17 protein-coding genes are annotated in these 20003 nt (G+C 64.3%); all 17 read left to right on the top strand.

The features are described 5' to 3' along the window. Positions 1–107 precede the first annotated feature (107 nt). The 17 genes from UC34_RS24165 (at position 108) to flhB (ending at position 19967) form a co-directional block, all read left to right on the top strand. Positions 108–1355 carry a Bcr/CflA family multidrug efflux MFS transporter gene (locus UC34_RS24165; RefSeq protein ID WP_044457486.1) on the top strand — a complete coding sequence of 416 codons (1248 nt, stop codon included), beginning with the start codon at positions 108–110 and terminating at the stop codon, positions 1353–1355. 654 nt (positions 1356–2009) lie between these two features. Then, the gene (flhD, locus tag UC34_RS24160; RefSeq protein WP_023598340.1) at positions 2010–2327 is read left to right on the top strand and encodes a flagellar transcriptional regulator FlhD; all 318 of its coding nucleotides are present in this window, start codon (positions 2010–2012) and stop codon (positions 2325–2327) included. Between the two features lie 86 nt (positions 2328–2413). Continuing rightward, positions 2414–3022, top strand: coding sequence for a flagellar transcriptional regulator FlhC (flhC, locus tag UC34_RS24155; RefSeq protein WP_044457485.1), 609 nt, complete (start codon positions 2414–2416; stop codon positions 3020–3022). Between the two features lie 138 nt (positions 3023–3160). Next, complete coding sequence (gene motA, locus UC34_RS24150) at positions 3161–4021, top strand: flagellar motor stator protein MotA (RefSeq protein WP_044457484.1); 861 nt, start codon at positions 3161–3163, stop codon at positions 4019–4021. A gap of 12 nt (positions 4022–4033) precedes the next feature. Continuing rightward, on the top strand, positions 4034–5038 hold the full coding sequence (gene motB / locus UC34_RS24145; RefSeq protein WP_044457483.1) for a flagellar motor protein MotB: 1005 nt from the start codon (positions 4034–4036) through the stop codon (positions 5036–5038). 17 nt (positions 5039–5055) lie between these two features. Further along, positions 5056–5439: a response regulator gene (locus tag UC34_RS24140; RefSeq protein WP_044457482.1), complete on the top strand. Its 384-nt coding sequence runs from the start codon at positions 5056–5058 to the stop codon at positions 5437–5439. 111 nt (positions 5440–5550) lie between these two features. After that, entirely contained in the window at positions 5551–7743 is a 2193-nt protein-coding gene (gene cheA / locus UC34_RS24135; protein WP_237165366.1) for a chemotaxis protein CheA, read from the top strand. A gap of 17 nt (positions 7744–7760) precedes the next feature. Further along, positions 7761–8276, top strand: a complete 516-nt coding sequence (locus UC34_RS24130) for a chemotaxis protein CheW (RefSeq protein ID WP_044457480.1) — start codon at positions 7761–7763, stop codon at positions 8274–8276. Positions 8277–8377: 101 nt separating this feature from the next. After that, entirely contained in the window at positions 8378–10771 is a 2394-nt protein-coding gene (locus UC34_RS26075; protein WP_052811228.1) for a methyl-accepting chemotaxis protein, read from the top strand. A gap of 124 nt (positions 10772–10895) precedes the next feature. Further along, a complete protein-coding gene (locus tag UC34_RS26070; protein ID WP_044457479.1) occupies positions 10896–12692 on the top strand; it encodes a methyl-accepting chemotaxis protein in 1797 nt (598 codons plus the stop codon). Positions 12693–12944: 252 nt separating this feature from the next. Then, positions 12945–14573 (top strand): methyl-accepting chemotaxis protein, encoded by a 1629-nt coding sequence (locus tag UC34_RS24115; RefSeq protein WP_044457478.1) that lies wholly within the window; start codon positions 12945–12947, stop codon positions 14571–14573. Positions 14574–14677: 104 nt separating this feature from the next. Further along, positions 14678–15619, top strand: a complete 942-nt coding sequence (locus tag UC34_RS24110) for a CheR family methyltransferase (RefSeq protein ID WP_157123290.1) — start codon at positions 14678–14680, stop codon at positions 15617–15619. A gap of 1 nt (position 15620) precedes the next feature. After that, positions 15621–16295: a chemoreceptor glutamine deamidase CheD gene (gene cheD, locus UC34_RS24105; RefSeq protein WP_044458632.1), complete on the top strand. Its 675-nt coding sequence runs from the start codon at positions 15621–15623 to the stop codon at positions 16293–16295. A gap of 53 nt (positions 16296–16348) precedes the next feature. After that, a complete protein-coding gene (locus UC34_RS24100; protein WP_044458631.1) occupies positions 16349–17371 on the top strand; it encodes a protein-glutamate methylesterase/protein-glutamine glutaminase in 1023 nt (340 codons plus the stop codon). Positions 17372–17503: 132 nt separating this feature from the next. After that, positions 17504–17902, top strand: coding sequence for a chemotaxis response regulator CheY (gene cheY, locus UC34_RS24095; RefSeq protein ID WP_044457477.1), 399 nt, complete (start codon positions 17504–17506; stop codon positions 17900–17902). Positions 17903–17985: 83 nt separating this feature from the next. Next, the gene (cheZ, locus tag UC34_RS24090) at positions 17986–18579 is read left to right on the top strand and encodes a protein phosphatase CheZ (protein ID WP_044458630.1); all 594 of its coding nucleotides are present in this window, start codon (positions 17986–17988) and stop codon (positions 18577–18579) included. 236 nt (positions 18580–18815) lie between these two features. Beyond that, positions 18816–19967, top strand: a complete 1152-nt coding sequence (gene flhB / locus UC34_RS24085; protein ID WP_044457476.1) for a flagellar biosynthesis protein FlhB — start codon at positions 18816–18818, stop codon at positions 19965–19967. Positions 19968–20003: the final 36 nt, after the last annotated feature.

Here is a 20003-nt window from a genome sequence, read left to right as displayed (position 1 = left end):
CGAAGCGGGGGTGTGCGGGAGGGCGGCGAAGACGACTCTCCTGCACACTATTTGAGCAGAACCCAAGCGAATGCCGTATCATTCGGGATTACCCTAGGCCCCGCTCAATGCCCGCCCAAACTGTCCAATCTGCCCGAACCGCAGGAACCTCGCGCACGTTTCGCACCGTTTTCGTTCTAGGCATCCTGTCGGCCATCGGCTCGCTGTCGATCGACATGTATTTGCCCGCGTTGCCGAGCATCGCGCGCGAGCTCGATACGACCGATGCGGCGGTGCAATTCTCCCTCGCGTCGTTCTTCATCGGGCTGGGGCTGGGCCAACTGCTTCACGGACCGCTGGCCGACCGCTATGGCCGCAAGCGCCCGCTCTATGCCGGTCTCGCGCTCTACACGCTTGCATCGGCCGGTTGCGCACTCGCCCCCAACATCGAAACCCTGATCGCCTCCCGCTTCATTCAGGCGGTTGGCGGATGCGCCTGTTTCGTGATCGCCCGGGCCATGGCGCGCGACCTGTTCGATACGGCCACGGTAGCGCGCGTGCTCTCGCGCATGACGCTCATCATGGGGGCGGCCCCCATTCTGGCGCCGCTGATCGGCGCTCAGGTGCTCAACTTCGTGGGGTGGCGCTCGATCTTCTGGGGCCTCACCGTCTTCGGCGCGACGTGTTTCGCGATGTCCGTCGTCTGGTTGCCGGAGACGCGTCAGGCCGCGAAGCAGGCGCGTAACTGGCTCGCCACGGCCTGGCATAACTACGGCGCATTGCTGAGCGATCGCGAATTCATGGGCAATGCGTTGGCCGGCGGCGTTTCACAGGCGGGCATGTTCGCGTACATCACCGGCTCGCCTTTCGTCTTCATCAATCTGTATGGCGTCGATCCGGCCAACTATGGATGGCTGTTCGGCCTGAACGCTTGCGGCATCATCGGCGGATCCCAGATCAATGCGTACCTGCTGCGCAAACGTCGCCCCGCAGACGTGTTGCGTCGTACCAACAATCTGGTCGCGATTCTGGGTCTCGTGATGCTGGCAGTCGCAGCGCTCAAGCTCGGCGGCCTGATCGGACTGATGGTGCCGCTGTTCGCTTACGTGACCAGTCTCGGTTTTTCGCAGCCGAACGCCATTGCGGAGGCGCTCAACCGTCAGCATCAGCGTGCGGGCGCGGCCTCGGCCTTGTTGGGGGCGCTGCAATTTCTTTCGGCGGCGAGCGCTGGCGCCGCGGTGGGCCTGCTCCATGCGCGCTCGGCGGTACCGATGGCGGCAGTCATGGCGGTCTGCGGTGTACTCTCGTGGTGTTTTCACACCGTGCTTATCCGTCGGGCGCGTGCGGCGTCGCCGCCGACGCCCGGGCCGGCGTGACTCCTGCCTCGTTGCTTCTCCCCCTTCATGAACGCCAGCGCCGGCGCGCCATCTGCCAGATCGGGGCTTCCGTTCAACGCTGCATGAAAGCGAGGGCAAGGAACGCCGGGGATTCCCGGGCGTCTGTTCAATATCGAGCGTCGTAACGAGGATATCGAGACAGCGCCGAAGAAGCATTTGTAAGATGGGGCGCTTCGCGTCTTCCCGAATGCCGGGGAACCTGCATCGGAAAGAACCTTCCAAACCAGGAATTCGGCGCGCGGCACTAACATCTGTAACACTTTGTAATTGCGCTGTTCCAGTGCCCGCGTAATAGGCAAAGTACGATCCAGCGATCCCTTGCAAAAGCCCCCTGAAATTTTTTGCAAGGATGGCTAAAGTTCGGCGAAAGCCCGCCGAAATACAGTCAAGTAGTAGAGCGTAGCTTCGTGACGGTTTCATGAAGCCCGGCGCTTCTGTCATCGAACGTTCCCCCCGAGCGCGTCGCAGGGTCCCTGCGCGCCGCTCATGTAGGAAAAATTCCTACAAAAAACTTCCGCTTTTCTTGCCCCTCTCTGTAGTTTTTCTCCGATTTCTTTATCTTTCGCCCTTGTCCACAATGCGAGGGAATAGACAGTAGTACCGCCAGATTCATCCATTGCGCCGGGGGGCCGCATGCGAAACAGCGAAACACTGAATGAGATTCGAGAGTTGAATCTCTCCTACCTAGTCCTGGCTCAGCGCCTGATCCGTGAGGATCGCGCGGCGGCAATGTTCCGCCTGGGCATCAGCGATCAGCTCGCCGACGTGCTCGGCAGCCTCACACTGGCTCAACTCGTCAAATTCGCGGGGTCGAATCAGCTTCTGTGCCGATTTCGATTCGACGACCACGTGATTCTCTCCAGCCTCACGCACGGTGCGAAAGACGTGGGTATGCAGCAATCACACGCTTCGATTCTTCTCGCGGGTCAGCCCGTCGAGCAGATCGGCTGAACGTACGACATACGCGACGCACGTCTCGCGCTCTCCCGCGGTGCTTGCGGGGCGGCGCTTGACGTGACTTGCCAGGAAGCCTGTATATGCGTACCAAAAGCGTCGTCCTCGAAGCCCGCGAAATTCAACTGGCCATCGAGTTGATCGAACTCGGCGCCCGCCTCCAGTTGCTGGAAGCGGAAACGAGCCTGAGCCGCGACCGGCTTATCAAGCTCTACAAAGAGCTCAAGGGCGCCTCGCCGCCCAAGGGCATGCTCCCGTTCTCGACCGATTGGTTCGTGACGTGGTTGCCCAACATTCATTCGTCGCTTTTCCACAACATTTACCGTCACCTCGTTCAGTACGGCGGCTGCCAGGGCATCGAAGCCATCGTGAAGGCATATCGCCTTTACCTGGAGCACGTGGAATTGCATGGATGGGAAGCCGTACTCGGCTTCACGCGGGCATGGACGCTCGTTCGCTTTTTCGACAGCAAGATGTTGCAGATGACGCCGTGCACGCGCTGCGGCGGTCACTTCGTCACGCACGCGCACGAGCCGCATGGCCAGTACGTTTGTGGTCTGTGCCAGCCGCCGTCGCGCGCGGGCAAGACCCGCAAGGCCAAACACGCGCACGCTGCCGATCTGGCGCCGGCCGTGGCGCCCGCCATGACGCCGGTTGCGCCGGGCAAGGACGTATCCCCGTTGGCCGCCTGAGCGGGCCTTCCTGCCGAGTCGAGTTGAGACGAATCGAGGTTATCCCTCCCCTACAGTTTCCCTGCGTGTCTGCCGTTAAGCCCTCTGAACAGGAAGGACAATTTTCCGTAGACGTATTTTTGCGAGAGGTATCCGGCAGTGCTTGTCGTCATTGGTTACATCATCGTTCTGGCATCGGTCTTTGGCGGCTTCGTCATTGGCGGGGGCCACTTGGGCGCGCTGTTTCAGCCGACCGAGCTGCTGATCATCGGTGGCGCGGGCGTCGGCTCGTTCGTGGTGGGCAACAACAGCAAGGCGATCAAGGCGACGATGAAAGCGCTGCCGATGCTGTTCAAGGGCTCGAAATACACCAAAGAGCTGTACATGGAGCTCATGGCGCTCCTGTATGTGCTGCTCGCCAAAGCGCGCAAGGACGGCATGCTCGCCATCGAAGGCGACGTGGAAGATCCGGCCTCCAGCCCGGTGTTCTCGCAATATCCGCGCATTCTCGGCGAGCCGCGCATCATGGAGTTTCTCACCGACTATCTGCGACTGATGGTCAGCGGCAACATGAACGCCTTCGAGATCGAGAACCTGATGGATCACGAAATCGAAACGTATCGCCATGAGGGCGAAGTCCCCGCGCATTGCCTGCAAAAGACCGGCGACGCCATGCCCGCGTTCGGTATCGTGGCGGCCGTGATGGGCGTGGTGCACACGATGGCCTCCGCCGATCAGCCGCCGGCCGTGCTCGGTGCACTGATCGCCCAGGCGCTTGTCGGCACCTTCCTTGGCATTCTGCTCGCGTACGGTTTCATCTCGCCGCTCGCGCAACTCATCGAGCACCGCATCAACGAGTCGGTCAAGCTCTACGAGTGCATCAAGGTCACGCTGCTTGCCAGCCTGAACGGTTATGCGCCGGCCCTCTCGGTCGAATTCGGCCGCAAGGTGCTGTATTCCACCGTCCGTCCGTCGTTCGCGGAGCTCGAAGAGCACGTGCGGCAGGTCAAGTCACGTTGACGGGCAAGTGCAATGAGCGAGAAAGAAGAGCGGCCCATTATCGTCAAGCGCCGCAAAGCCGGCGGACACGGCCATCACGGCGGTGCGTGGAAAATTGCCTACGCCGACTTCATGACGGCCATGATGGCGTTCTTCCTGCTGATGTGGTTGCTCAGCTCGGTGAGCAGCAAGGAACTGACCGGCATTGCAGAGTACTTCCGCACGCCGCTCAAAGTCGCGCTCACGGGCGGACGTAACGCCGCCGACAACGCCGGCGTGATTCCGGGCGGCGGCGCCGACACCACACGTACCGACGGGCAGAAGTCGCGAGGCGATCAGGTGCGCTCACGGCAGGCCACCACGGCCGAGATGGCCGAGCGTGCCGATGCACAACGTTTGCGCGAACTCAAAGCGCGCATCGAGAAAGCGATCGAAAGTAATCCCACGCTCAGGCAGTTCCGCAAGCAACTGCTCATCGATGTGACGACCGAAGGTCTGCGCATCCAGATCGTCGACGACCAGAACCGGCCGATGTTCGCCAACGCGAGTGCGCAGGTGCAGCCGTACATGCGCGACATCCTGCGCGAGATCGGCAAATCGCTCAATGGCGTGCCGAACAGCATCAGCCTGTCGGGGCACACCGACGCCACGGCGTACGCGCAGGGCGACAAGAGTTACAGCAACTGGGAACTGTCGGCCGATCGGGCGAACGCCTCGCGTCGCGAGCTGATCGCCGGTGGTCTGGACGGCGAGAAGGTGCTGCGCGTCGTGGGACTTGCATCGACCGTCCCGCTCGATCGCGACGACGCGTACAACCCGATCAACCGCCGCATCAGCATCATCGTGCTCAATCGCCGCGCCGAACAGTCGGTGAAGCACGAAGTCGATCAACCGACGATCGACGCCGCGAACGCACGCGGCGCGGGCAGTAACGCCGTGAGCGCCGCAGTCAGCGGCGAGCTGCCGGCCCTGCCTGGCATGCCGGCACCGCCGGCGCCGCCGTCAGCCCCCACGGTGCCGGGCGCGTCAGCGCGATAACTGACAAGAGGAGACGCATGCAGGCCAATCGCAACACGATTCTCGCCGTCGACGATTCCGCGTCGATGCGACAGATTCTGGCGGCCACGCTCGACGAAGCCGGCTACGCGGTGACGACTGCCCGCGACGGACAGGAAGCGCTGGCGCTGGCGTCGAACGCCGTATTCGATCTGGTGCTGACCGATCAGCACATGCCCGGCATGGACGGCCTGTCGCTCATTCGCGCGCTGCGCGAGCTCGACGCGTTCGCCGAGACGCCCATTCTGGTGCTGACGACGGAAGTCGACGGCGCCTACAAGACGGCCGCCCGCGAAGCGGGCGCCAGCGGCTGGCTGATCAAGCCGGTCGATCCCGAAGCACTGGTCGACGTGGTCGGTTCGCTCGTCGGCGAAGGCGCATGACGATGAAGTCGACGGCGTCGATGGCACAACCAAGTTAGGACGAGGAAACCGGTGGATATCACCCAGTTCTACCAGACCTTTTTCGATGAAGCGGAAGAGTTGCTCGCAGAGATGGAGCATCTCCTGCTGGCGCTCGACGTCAGCGCGCCCGATAACGAGCAACTGAACGCGATCTTCCGGGCTGCCCATTCGATCAAGGGCGGCGCCGCGACGTTCGGCTTCACCGCGCTCACCGAGACCACGCACCTGCTGGAGAACCTGCTCGATCGCGCGCGTCGCGGCGAATTGCAGTTGCGCACCGAGATGGTCGATACCTTCCTGGAAACCAAAGACGTGTTGCATCAACAGTTGAATGCCTACCGCGCCTCCAGTGAACCCGACGCCGAGGCGATGAAGCGCATCTGCGCCGTGCTCCAGCAACTTGCCGCAGAAAGCGACGGCGCCCCGGCTTCCGCCCCACCGGCACCGGCGGCGTCGGCCGCCGCGCCGGCGGCACCCGCCGCTCCGGCCGCTTCCACCGCCGCCCCCGATTCGGCAACGGACGCCAGCGGTGCGCCGAGCGGCGCCGTGCCCCCGGGCCAGACGCGCCTGAAGGTCACGCTCACCGGCGTCGGCGAAAAGGATCAGGCGTTGCTCGCGGAAGAACTGGGCAACCTCGGGACCGTCGCCGGTCGTCAATCCGTGGGCGACGTCCTGCACCTGTGGCTCGACACCACGTGCGGCGCGGACGACATTCTCGCCGTGTGCTGCTTCGTCATCGAACCGTCGCAGATCGACGTGCAGGATGCGTCGGCAGCGGCGGCGTCCGCTGCCGCGGCCCCGGAACCCGCGCCGGTGTCGGCGCCCGCGCAAAGCGCTGAAATTTTCGCTGCACCAGCTGAACCGGCTGAACCAGCCGTAGCGGCCGCAGCAACGGTAGCGACCGCCTCCGCGCCGATCGAAGTCCCCGCCGCGGCAGCGCCCGCGCCCGAGGTCGTCGCGCCGCCGCCTGCGGCCGAGCCGATCGTCGTGCCGCCTGCTGCACCGCCAGCGGCCGCCGGTAGCGGTAACGGCAACGGCGCGCATCATCCGCCCGAGAAGCGCGCCGCCGCCCCGGCAGCCGGTGGCGCAGCCGGACACGAGAACAGTTCGATTCGCGTGGGCGTGGAAAAGGTCGACCAGCTCATCAACCTCGTGGGCGAACTGGTGATTACGCAGGCCATGCTCGCACAGACCGCGAGCAGCCTCGATCCGATGCTGCACGATCGCCTGTTCAACGGCATGGGCCAGCTAGAGCGCAACGCGCGCGATCTGCAAGAAGCCGTGATGTCCATTCGCATGATGCCGATGGACTACGTCTTCTCGCGCTTCCCGCGTCTGGTGCGCGACCTCGCGACCAAGCTGGGCAAGCAGATCGAACTCGTGACGTTCGGCCAGGCGACCGAACTCGACAAGAGCCTGATCGAGCGCATCATCGATCCGCTCACGCACCTGGTGCGCAACAGTCTCGACCACGGCATCGAAACCACCGAACTGCGCGTGGCGTCGGGCAAGGATCCGGTCGGCCAGCTGGTACTGTCAGCGGCCCATCAGGGCGGAAACATCGTCATCGAGGTGAGCGACGACGGCGCCGGCCTGCGTCGCGAGAAAATTCTCGCCAAGGCGCTGCAGCAAGGCATGAACGTGTCCGACTCGATGCCGGACGAGGAAGTCTGGCAACTGATCTTCGCACCGGGCTTCTCGACCGCCGAAGCCGTGACCGATGTGTCGGGCCGCGGCGTGGGCATGGACGTCGTGAAGCGAAACATCCAGCAAATGGGTGGCCACGTGGAGATTCTGTCCACGCGCGGCAAGGGCACCACGATCCGTATCGTGCTCCCGCTCACGCTCGCGATTCTCGACGGCATGTCCGTCAAGGTCGGCCCGGAGATCTTCATTCTGCCGCTGAACTTCGTGATGGAGTCGCTGCAACCGCGTCGCGACGACATTCGCGCCGTGACCGGCGAGGGGCAGGTCGTGCTGGTGCGCGGCGAGTACCTGCCGCTCGTGGAGTTGTATCGCGCCTTCGACGTACCCGACGCACGTCTCGACCCGACGCAGGGCATCATCGTGATCCTTCAGGCCGAAGGCCGTCGTTTCGCGTTGCTCGTCGACGAGCTGGTCGGTCAGCAGCAGGTCGTGGTGAAGAACCTCGAAACCAATTACCGCCGTATTCACGGTATTTCCGCCGCCACCATCATGGGTGACGGCAGTGTGGCATTGATCGTCGATGTGGCGGCGCTCCAGCGCGGCCAGCGCTCGGCCGCTGCCACCATCTTCAACTGAAGTCGGAGACGCCTTAGATGGACAACCTTTCGCAAGAGCAGGCCGTGTCGCGCCACGCAGGCGCCATGCAGACCGATGGCGACGGTCAGGAATTTCTCGTCTTCACGCTGGGTGAAGAGGAATACGGCATCGACATTCTGAAGGTGCAGGAAATTCGCGGCTACGACGCCGTCACGCGCATCGCCAACGCGCCCGACTTCATCAAGGGCGTGATCAACCTGCGCGGCATCATCGTGCCCATCGTGGACATGCGCATCAAGTTCCGTCTGGGCCGCGTCGAGTACGACACGCAGACGGTCGTGATCATTCTGAACGTGGCGGGTCGCGTGGTCGGCATGGTGGTCGATGGCGTGTCGGACGTGCTCACGCTCGCGCGCGGCGAAATCAAGCCGGCCCCCGAATTCGGCGCACAACTGGCCACCGAGTACATCACGGGTCTGGGCACGGTCGAAGGCCGCATGCTGATCCTGATGGACATCGAGAAGCTGATGACCAGCGCCGACATGGCGCTCATCGAGCGTCTGGCGAGCTGATCCGACGACTTGACGCCATGACGCAAGACGGCGGGCCGGGACATCCGCCGCGTCGCTAACAGACCATAACCCATCCACCCCAGTCCACGGAGACCGAGCACGTGCGCGATAACCAGCCCGTTACCCAGAACGAATTCGTCATCGGCGAGCATCAGTACCTGATCTCTCGGACGGATCTGAAGGGTCGGATCACGTATGCCAATCCCGCCTTCGTGGAGGTGAGCGGCTATTCGCGTGACGAACTGCTGGGGGCGCCGCACAACATCGTTCGCCATCCGGACATGCCGTCCGAGGCGTTCGGCGATCTGTGGGAGACGATCAAGCGCGGCGACACATGGACCGGACTGGTCAAGAACCGCCGCAAGAACGGCGACTTCTACTGGGTGCTCGCCACCGTCACGCCGACGCTCGAGAACAATGCCGTGGTGGGCTACACGTCGGTGCGCGTGCGTCCGGCTGCCGGCGCCACGGCCCAGGCCGAGGAAATCTACGCGCGCTTGCGTAACGGACAGGCGGGCAACCTGCGCATTCGCGGCGGTCAGGTCGAGCGCGGCGGCATTGCGTCGCTGGCGCGTCGCATGCGTCTGGACACCCTGCGTGCGCGACTCACGGGCATCATCGTGCTCGGCGCGATCCTGCTCGCCATCGTCGGCGGACTCGGTCTGTGGGGCGTGTCGAGCAGCAATACCAAGCTGTTGCAGGTCTATCAGAACGGCATGGTGCCGGTGAGCACGCTGGGTGTCATCGGCCAGAAGCTCGACCGCGACGTGCTGCTCGTCGCCGAAGCCGTGGGCAGTCCCAACCTCGACGCGATGAAGCGGGCGGGTGACGAAATCGCGGGCAGCCTCGACGAGATCAACCGCCAGTGGGCGGAATACATGAAGACGGTCGACGCGAACACGCGCGCGCAAGCCGAGCGGTTCGACGTGATCCGTCAGCGTTTCACGGCCGACGGTCTGCAAAAGACGGTCGAGATGCTGCGTGTGGGCTCCGCCGAGGGCGCACAGCAGACGTACCTCGAAAAAGTGAAGCCGGCCTACGGCCCGATGCGTGACGAGCTCAATGCGCTCACGCGCCTCGAACTCACGCAGGCCACCGAGCTATATCAGCAGTCGCAGAAGGAGCACACGATCGTGCGTGCCGCCACCGTCGCGGCGGTGCTCGGCGGCATCGTGGTGCTGTTCCTGCTGGGCAGCATTCTGCGCCGCGCCATCAACCATCCGCTTCGCGTGGCGCTCGCCATGTCCAAGCAGATCGCGGCGGGCGACCTGACCGGCAAGGCCGAAGGCACCGGTCGCGACGAAATCGGCCAGCTGCTCTTCGGCCTCACGGTGATGAAGAACAGCCTGCTGTCCATCGTCTCCGATGTGCGCGAAGGCATTGAATCGATCAACATCGCCTCGCGTGAAATCGCCGCAGGCAATACCGATCTGTCGGCGCGCACCGAGCAACAGGCCGCGTCGCTCGAACAGACCGCCTCGTCGATGGAAGAGTTGACGGCGACCGTCAAGCAGAACGCCGACAACGCCAAGCAGGCGAGCGTGCTGGCCGTGAACGCCTCGGAGATCGCGGCGCGCGGCGGTCAGGTCGTGGGCAACGTGGTCGACACGATGCAGGGTATTTCGACGAGTTCGCACAAGATCGTCGACATCATCAGCGTGATTGAAGGCATTGCGTTCCAGACGAACATTCTCGCGCTGAACGCCGCCGTGGAAGCCGCGCGCGCAGGCGAACAGGGCCGTGGCTTTGCCGTGGTCGCAGGCGAGGTGCGCACGCTGGCGCAGCGCAGCGCGGCCGCTGCGAAGGAAATCAAGGTCCTCATCGAAGACTCCGTCGGTCGTGTCGAAAACGGCTCCGCGCTTGTGGCGCAGGCCGGCAAGACGATGGACGAGATCGTGCAGGCCGTGCAGCGCGTGACCGACATCATGGGCGAGATCTCGGCGGCGTCTGCCGAGCAGTCGAGCGGCATCGAGCAGGTCAACCGCGCTGTTACGCAGATGGACGAGGTCACGCAGCAGAACGCGGCGCTGGTGGAAGAAGCGGCCGCTGCCGCCGGCTCGCTGGAAGATCAGGCCCATCGCCTGCGCGACGCGGTCTCCGTCTTCCGTGTCGGCGACGCGTTCCAGGCCGCGGGCGCACCGAACGCCCGTCAGGCACACGCTCAGCAGAACACGATGGCCGTGCGTCAGGCAGCTGCGAAGTCCACGATGGCGACGGCGAGTGCCGCGCATGCCGCGCAGGCGTCGATGACGGCGACACCGACGGCGCAAGCCGCGACGGCGGGCGTCGCACCGGCGCGTGCTGCCGCAGGGGGCGCCACGCGCACGGCGACACGTCGCCCGCAGACAGGTGCGCCGGCGGCGGCGCCGAGCGCTCAGGAAGACGCCCGGGTGCTGCAACTTGCGGCGCGTCGTGGCAAGGCGCCGACTGGCGAACCGGCGGGAACCACGGCGGGCGCCAAAACCAGTGACCCGGGCGACTGGGAAGAGTTTTAACGAATCGCCGATGGCGAGCGTGCGATTCACGTCGAATCAACGTCGAGTCAACGTCGCGTCAGCGTCGAGATTGTTGTGATGGCTATACCGGCCGCGTGCCGGTCTTCACGGGGTAGAGGTCGTTATGTTCAAGAATGTCACCATCCGGGCGCGGCTCACGCTGGCGCTTGGACTCTTCATGGTGCTGCTGGTGATCGGCGCTGCCGTGGGGCTCGTTTCGTTGCGCCAGAGCAATGCGTCGTTGCAGGAGATTTACACCAACGACATGGCCTCGGCGCGCTTTCTCGCCCAGACCACGATTTCGACGCAGGCCGCGCGCGTGACGCTGTCGCGTATCGAGTTCATCGCCGATCCGACCGAAATCAAGTCGGCCATCGACAGCGTTCGTAACAACCTGAAAAAGGCCGACGACTCGTGGGCCAGCTACGCCGCCTTGCCGATGAACGACGGCGAGAAAGCGCTGGCCGATGCGGTGATTGCGGCGCGCAGTAAGGTCTCGAACGACGGCATTCTGCCCGCTCTCAAGGCGATCGAATCGGGCGACATTCCCGACTTCCACGCCAAGACGGTGATGGATGTGCCGCGGCTGTTCGCCGACTACACGAAGGCGATGACGGCGCTGGCGGACTTGCAGGTGAAGAACGCCGAAGAACGGTACCTGGCGGCGCAGGCACGCTACACGATGGTGATGTGGATGGTTGGCGTCGGTTTGGCGCTTGGCCTGCTCATCGGCATCGTCACGCAGATCACGCTCACGCGCGCCATCGTCGGCCCGATCAACGACGCCATCAAGCACTTCGAGAAGATTGCCGGCGGCGACCTCACTGCGCGCATCGACGTGTGGAACGACACCGAGACCGGTCGCCTGTTCAAGGGCGTGAAGCACATGCAGGACAGTCTGGTGCGTACCGTCGCCGAAGTGCGCTCGGGTACCGAGTCGATTACGTCGGCCGCGCAACAGATTGCCGCAGGCAACACCGATCTGTCGGCGCGTACGGAACAGCAGGCCGCGTCGCTGGAAGAAACCGCGTCGTCGATGGAGCAGCTCACGGCGACCGTGCGCCAGAACGCGGACAACGCGCGTCAGGCCAGCCAGCTTGCCGTGAACGCCTCGGAAATCGCCACGCGCGGCGGCCAGGTGTCGAGCCAGGTCGGCGAAACGATGGACGGTATTTCGACGAGTTCGAACAAGATCGTCGACATCATCAGCGTGATCGACGGTATTGCCTTCCAGACGAACATTCTCGCGCTGAACGCTGCAGTGGAAGCCGCGCGTGCCGGTGAACAGGGTCGCGGCTTCGCGGTGGTGGCGGGCGAAGTGCGTACGTTGGCACAGCGCAGTGCGGCGGCCGCCAAGGAAATCAAGGCGTTGATCGAAGACTCGTCGCGCCGTGTGCAGGACGGCACGGCGCTCGTGGCGCAGCAAGGCCACACGATGAACGAAATCGTACAGGCGGTAAAGCGTGTGACGGACATCATGGGCGAGATCTCGGCGGCATCGGCCGAGCAGTCGAGCGGCATCGAGCAGGTCAACCGCGCGATCACGCAGATGGACGAAGTCACGCAGCAGAACGCGGCGCTGGTCGAAGAAGCGGCGGCCGCGGCCGGTTCGCTCGAAGAGCAGGCCAACCGTCTGAAGTCGACCGTCTCGGTGTTCCGCGTAGAGGCCAGTCAGGCTGCCGCAGGGTACGCGGCGCCTGCGCTGGCAGCAGTGCCAGCGGCACGTCCGGCCGTCGCAAAGCGCACGGCTTCACCGTCCGCGTCGGCCCCCGCTGCGGCGCCGAAGGCATCGACGCCCGCAGCGCCTGCAGCATCTGCAGCGAGCGCAGCGGCGTTACGCAAGCCCGCACCGGCCGCCACGGCACCGGCCGCTTCGCGCACCGGCACCGACGACGCGAATGGTGATTGGGAAACGTTTTGAGCGTGCGTCGGAAATGAAGCAGGACGCATGACGCGCGGGTGGCGCGCTCGACACGAGCACCGCGACCGCTCGCGATAGCAGTACGGCAGCAACCTACAGGAACGGAGCACGCGCCTTTCCCGGCGAAAGCTTTACCGCCGGGAATTCAGGGCCGCGTGTCGGCAAGTCGCAACAATCGGTAAGACAAAAGTCGTCGCGCACACTGTCTCTCATGACAACGCCGCGTACGGCAGGTGGTGGAGGGCCCACGTCATGAAGCAGTTGAGTCTCAAGGCAAAACTCTGGTCGGCGCTTGCGCTGATGTGGCTGGGACTGTTGATCCTCGGCGGATGGGCTGCCTGGCACGAGCGCGGCACGATGATGTCGGAGCGGCGCGCGGCAGTGGAGAATGTCGTGAGCAGCGCGGACGGCATCGTGCGCGACTATGCAGCCCAGGCTGCCGCCGGCAAGATCGGCGTCGACGAAGCAAAGCAGCAGGCCATGGCGCGCCTGAAGGCCATGCGCTACGGCGACAACGGCTATGTCGTCATCTTCGACACCCGGCCGTTCGTGCTCATGCACCCCACGCTTGCCGATCTGGTGAACAAGGACGTCTCCACCTACAAGGACCCGACCGGCAAGGCGCACTTTGTCGAAATGGCCCGCGTGGTCAAGGACCAGGGATCGGGCTTCGTCGACTACTACGGGCGTGTGCCTGGCAGCGACAAGCGTCTGGCAAAGGTCTCGTACGTGAAGTACTTCGCCCCGTGGGACTGGGGCATGATGAGCGGCGTCTATGTGCAGGACGTCGACGACGCCTTCTACGCCTCGCTCGTGCGCATCGGCATTGCATTGCTGCTCGTCGGCGGCGTGGTGACGGTCGCTATGCTCATGATCATCCGCAACGTTCAGCGCAGCCTTGGCGGCGAGCCGGGGTACGCCTCCGACATCGCCCATCGCATCGCCAGCGGCGACTTGCACAGCCCGGTGAATCTCGCGCCCGGCGACACGCACAGCCTGCTGTATGCCATGCAGCGCATGCAGCACACGCTGGCCGGGACCATCTCGCAAATTCGTCAGGGCACCGAGTCCATCACCACGGCTGCCCATGAAATCGCAGCGGGGAATACCGATTTGTCGGCGCGCACCGAACAGCAGGCGGCGTCGCTCGAAGAGACGGCCTCGTCGATGGAGCAGCTCACGGCGACCGTGCGCCAGAACGCGGATAACGCGCGTCAGGCCAGTCAGCTTGCCGTGAATGCGTCCGAGATCGCCACGCGGGGTGGCGAGGTATCGGGGCAGGTGGGCGAGACCATGGACGGCATTTCGGCCAGTTCGACCAAGATCGTCGACATCATCGGCGTGATCGACGGCATCGCTTTCCAGACGAACATCCTCGCCCTGAACGCTGCGGTCGAAGCCGCGCGTGCCGGCGAGCAGGGCCGCGGCTTCGCCGTGGTCGCCGGCGAGGTGCGCACGCTGGCGCAACGCAGTGCGGCGGCCGCCAAGGAAATCAAGGCGCTCATCGAAGATTCGTCGCGCCGCGTGCAGGACGGCACGGCACTGGTGGCGCGTCAGCGACAGACGATGGACGAAATCGTGCAGGCCGTGAAGCGCGTGACGGACATCATGGGCGAGATCTCGGCGGCGTCTGCCGAGCAGTCGAGCGGCATCGAGCAGGTCAACCGCGCTGTTACGCAGATGGACGAAGTCACGCAGCAGAACGCGGCGCTGGTGGAAGAAGCGGCCGCAGCCGCAGGCGCGCTGGAGTCGCAGGCGCATGAGTTGCGCGCTGCGGTGTCGGTGTTCCAGACGGGCGAGGCGGGAACGATTGGCAACCCGAGCGCAGTGCCGGCCACGCGTCGCGAGCCGACGCCGCAGCCGCTCGCGCGCGCGGCATGAGCCCGGCAGCACGTTCGGCAATGGGTCTGGCAGTTGGGATGTCGGCAGTTGAGTAGTGGAATGGGGATCGGCAGGCAATGTGCGCCGTGACAAAGTGAGAAACCATGACTGATTCGCGCAACACCTCGCATCTGACGCGTCGCGGAGCCTCGGGCTCCGACGGCGACGCTGGCTCGCGCAGCGCGGATTTCGCGCGCGCAAGCGGAGCCGCCCTCTCCGGCGAGCGCGACTTTGCCTTCTCGCTGGCCGACTTCGGCCGCATTCGCAACCTGATCTATCAGCGTGCGGGCATCGCGCTGGCCGAACACAAGCGCGAGATGGTGTACAGCCGCATCGCGCGCCGCCTTCGTGCGCTTGGCATGACGAGCTTCACCGAATACCTCGACATGCTCGAAGCCGACACCGGCGACAGCGAATGGGAGTCGTTCACCAACGCGCTGACGACGAACCTCACGTCGTTCTTCCGCGAGTCGCATCATTTCCCGTTGCTTGCCGACTTCGTGCGCCATCGCGCCAAACCGATCTCGGTCTGGTGCTGTGCCGCATCGACCGGCGAAGAGCCCTATTCGATAGCGATGACGCTCGTCGACACACTCGGCTCGCGGCCCAATGCCACGGTGCTGGCGACCGACGTCGACACCCAGGTGCTCGCGCGCGCGTCGGCCGCCGTCTACAACGGCGAACAGACCGGCAAGCTCACACAGGAACAACTGCGCAAGCACTTCCTGCGCGGCACGGGCGCCAACTCGGGGAAGATCAAGGTGAGGCCCGAGCTGCAGCAACTGGTCACGTTCGAGCCGCTGAACCTGCTCGCGCCGTCGTGGCAGATCGGCGGCCCGTTCGACGTCATCTTCTGTCGCAACGTGATGATCTATTTCGACAAGGCCACGCAGGCGCGCATTCTGGAGCGTTTCGTCCCCTTGCTCAAACCGGATGGCCTGCTGTTCGCCGGTCACTCGGAGAACTTCACCTATGTGAGCCGGGCATTCCGGCTGCGCGGGCAGACCGTGTACGAACTGGCCAGTGCCGGTGCGCGGGGAGCGTGACATGACACAGCCACTGGCCGAAGCGCTGGCCACGAATCACTACTTCGACAATGCGTTCAACACGCAGGCGGTGAAGCTGCTGCCGTCCGAGTATTTCGTCACGACCGAAGACATCATGCTCGTGACGGTACTCGGCTCGTGCGTTGCCGCCTGCGTGCGCGACAACGTGACCGGCATCGGCGGCATGAACCACTTCATGCTGCCCGACGATGGCGAGAGTGAGCGCGATCGGCTACTCTCGGCGTCCATGCGCTACGGCGCCTATGCGATGGAAATGCTCATCAACGAGCTGATCAAGCTCGGCGCGCGTCGCGAGCGTCTGGAGGCGAAGGTCTTCGGCGGCGGCGCGGTGCTCGCGGGCATGACCACACTGAATATCGGCGATCGCAACGCGAACTTCGTGTTGCGTTATCTCGAGATGGAGCAGATTCGCGTGACGGCGCAGGATCTGCTCGGACCGCATCCGCGCAAGGTGTGCTTTTTACCGCGCACCGGGCGGGTGATGGTCAAGAAGCTGGGCGACCGGGGAGATCCGGCCATCGTTCAGCGGGAACAGGCGTACGCGCAGCGTTTGCGCGCACGCGAAGTACGGGGCTCCGTAGAACTCTTTGCGCCACCGGCCAGAAATGCCAAGCCTCGGCCGGGGCCTGACAACCGAAAAATGGAGGAGGCTTGAGCGAACCAATCAAAGTCCTGTGCGTGGACGATTCCGCACTCGTGCGCAGCCTGATGACCGAGATCATCAATGCGCATCCGGACATGACCGTAGTGGCGACCGCACCCGACCCGCTCGTGGCGCGCGACCTGATCAAGCAACACAACCCCGACGTGCTCACGCTGGACGTCGAAATGCCGCGCATGGACGGGCTGGACTTCCTCGAGAAGCTCATGCGTCTGCGTCCGATGCCGGTGCTCATGGTGTCGTCGCTGACCGAGCGCGGCTCGGAAGTCACGATGCGTGCGCTAGAACTCGGCGCGGTCGACTTCGTGACGAAGCCGCGCCTGGGGATTCGGGACGGCATGCTCGAATATGGCGAGATGATCGCCGACAAGATTCGGGCGGCTGCACGCGCCCGGGTGCGCAGCGCCCCGCCCAAGAGCGCCGCGCCAGCACCGGTCGAAGCCGCGCCGATGCTGCGCAACCCGCTCGTGTCGACGGAAAAGCTGATCATCATCGGGGCTTCCACGGGCGGCACCGAAGCGATTCGCGAAGTGCTCGTGCCGATGCCGCCGGACGCGCCGGCCATTCTGATTACGCAGCACATGCCGGCGGGCTTCACCAAATCGTTTGCGCAACGCCTGAACGGGCTTTGCCGCATTACGGTCAAGGAAGCCGAGCATGGTGAGCGCGTGTTGCCGGGGCACGCCTACATTGCGCCGGGCGGCGACACCCACTTGCAGCTCTCGCGCAGTGGCGCGAACTACGTGGCGGTGCTCGATCCCGCGCCGCCCGTGAATCGACATCGGCCGTCGGTCGATGTATTGTTTCGCTCCGCAGCCGTGCACGCCGGACGCAACGCCATTGGCGTGATCCTCACGGGCATGGGCCGCGACGGTGCGGCGGGTCTGGTCGAGATGCGCCGTGCGGGGGCGCACACGTTCGCCCAGGACGAGGCGAGCTGCATCGTGTTCGGCATGCCGCGCGAGGCCATTGCGATGGGCGGCGCTGAGGAAGTGGTGCCGTTGCACGAGATGGCCCGAAAAGTGCTTCATCAGGTCGCGAAATTCGGCGAACGCACGCAACGGGTATAGTTCGGTTTTTGGCGTTTTTTCGCCGTATGGTCCGCGACGGTTTGCGTCCACACTCAGGGCACTGAGTGACGGCGGAATTTGCCCCTGAATAGCGTCGGCCCCCTGCGGGGGGCCGGCAGAATTGGAGTGATGATGGTTGATAAGAACATGAAATTCCTCGTCGTCGACGATTTTCCGACGATGCGCCGCATTGTGCGAAATCTGCTCAAGGAGCTGGGTTTCTCCAATGTGGACGAAGCGGAAGACGGAGCGGCGGCGCTGGCCAAGCTGCGCGGCGGCAGTTTCGAGTTCGTGGTGTCCGACTGGAACATGCCGAACATGGACGGTCTGACGATGCTCCAGCAGATTCGTGCCGATCCGAACCTGAAGCACCTGCCGGTGCTGATGGTGACGGCCGAAGCCAAGAAGGAGAACATCATCGCCGCCGCTCAGGCCGGTGCGAGCGGGTATGTGGTCAAGCCGTTCACGGCCGCGACCCTCGATGAGAAGCTGGGCAAGATTTTCGAGAAAATGGAAAAAACGGGGGCCTGAACGTGACCCACGAGTCGAGCACGGAATGGCCGGATGAGCCCAACGGCGCTTATGTGACCGGCGAGGCGGATCCTGCAGAGCGCATGCTCATGCGCATCGGGCAGTTGACCCGCATGTTGCGCGACAACTTGCGCGAACTCGGTCTGGACAAGCAACTGGAACAGGCCGCCACCGCCATTCCGGATGCGCGCGATCGCCTGAACTACGTCGCTACCATGACCGAACAGGCGGCGGTGCGGGCATTGACGGCCATTGAACTGGCCAAGCCGATTCAGGATCGTCTCGAAGCGGACGCCACCGCCCTCGATGCGCGCTGGGCCAAGTGGTTCGACCAGCCGCTCGAACTCGAAGACGCGCGCCAGCTCGTCACCGAGACCCGCACTTACCTGCGCCGCGTGCCGGACGATACCCGCGCGACCAACAACCATCTGATGGAAATCATGATGGCGCAGGACTTCCAGGATCTGACCGGTCAGGTCATCAAGAAGGTCATGGATGTGGTGCAGGAGATCGAGAAGCATCTGCTCCAGACGCTGCTCGAGAACATCCCGCCCGAAAAGCGCAAGGAAGCCGAAGATTCCCTGCTCAATGGGCCGCAGATCAACAAGGAAGGCCGCACCGATATCGTGGCCGATCAGGGACAGGTCGACGACCTGCTCGCGAGCCTCGGTTTCTGACGTCTGGCCGAGTCGCGCAGCGTCCGTGCGACGCCGCTGTTTTCCCGCCGCCAGCTGCGAATGTCGGCTGGCGGTGTGCCGTTCGGCGAGGGCTTTTCCCCACGGCCACGGCCTGGCGGCGCACGCTGTCATGAATTACCGCCCAATCCCGCCTCTATTCCCCCCTTTGTGACTTGACGGTTACGGCCATAATCGGTCGCGATAGGGTGGGTTCGTCCGCCCGCTGTGGATAGGGCATGGCTGAGGAAAGCGATCTCGAAAAGTCGGAATCACCGACCCCCCGGCGCCTTGAAAAGGCGCGCGAGGAGGGTCAGGTCGCGCGTTCGCGCGAGCTTTCGACGTTCGCTTTGCTGGCTGCAGGCGTGGCCGGCATGTGGATGACGGCCGACCGTATCTCGCAAGGCTTTGCTCAGTTGATGCGCCACGGCATGCAGTTCGAGCCGGGCACGGCGCTCGATACGCATCGCATGCTCTCCTACGCCGCGCATTCGGGCGCCGACGCGCTCATGGTCGTCGCCCCGTTGTTCGGTGTGCTGGTGATCGCCGCGATCGTCGCGCCCATGGCGCTCGGCGGGTGGCTGTTCACGACCAAGTCGCTCGCGCCCAACTTCGGCCGCCTGAACCCGCTCAAGGGGCTGGGCCGCATGTTCTCGACGCAGGGCCTGATCGAGCTGGTCAAGGCGGTTGCCAAGACGGTGCTCGTGGGGGCGGTGGCCTACTGGGCCATTGCGCGCGACAAAGACGCCGTGATGGGGTTGATGACTCAGCCGCCGCGCGCGGCGTTGCCGTACGTCGGCGAGATGATCGTGGTGTGCTGCGCGTTCATTGTGGCGTCGCTGTTGCTGGTCGCGGCCATCGACATCCCGTTCCAGCTCTGGCAACACTACAAGAAGCTGCGCATGACCAAGGAGGAAGTGCGTCAGGAAAATAAGGAAACCGAGGGCGATCCGCACGTCAAGGCGCACATTCGTCAGTTGCAGCGTCAGGCGGCGCGCCGTCGCATGATGCAGGACGTGCCCAAGGCCGATGTGATCGTGACGAACCCGACGCACTTTGCCGTCGCCCTCGAATACAAGGACAACATGCGCGCGCCGCGTGTGCTCGCCAAGGGCACCGATCTGGTCGCGCAGCGTATCCGTGAGATGGCGGCGGAGCATCGCATTCCCATTCTCGAGGCCCCGCCGCTTGCACGCGCGCTGCACCGTCACGTGGAAATCGGGCATGAAATCCCGGCTACGTTGTACACGGCCGTGGCCGAAGTGCTGGCGTGGGTCTTCCAGCTTCGCCGCTGGCGTACCGAGGGCGGCGTCGAGCCGATGACCCCGTCGGATCTCCCGGTGCCGGCCGAGCTCGATGCGCCCAGGCGCCTCGGGCCGAAACGAGTGTAACGAATGAACCTGAACCCACGCGCGAACCAGCTGCTG

It is taken from the genome of Pandoraea vervacti (assembly GCF_000934605.2).
Lineage (GTDB): Bacteria > Pseudomonadota > Gammaproteobacteria > Burkholderiales > Burkholderiaceae > Pandoraea > Pandoraea vervacti.
This window is presented reverse-complemented; position numbering and strand designations above follow the sequence as displayed.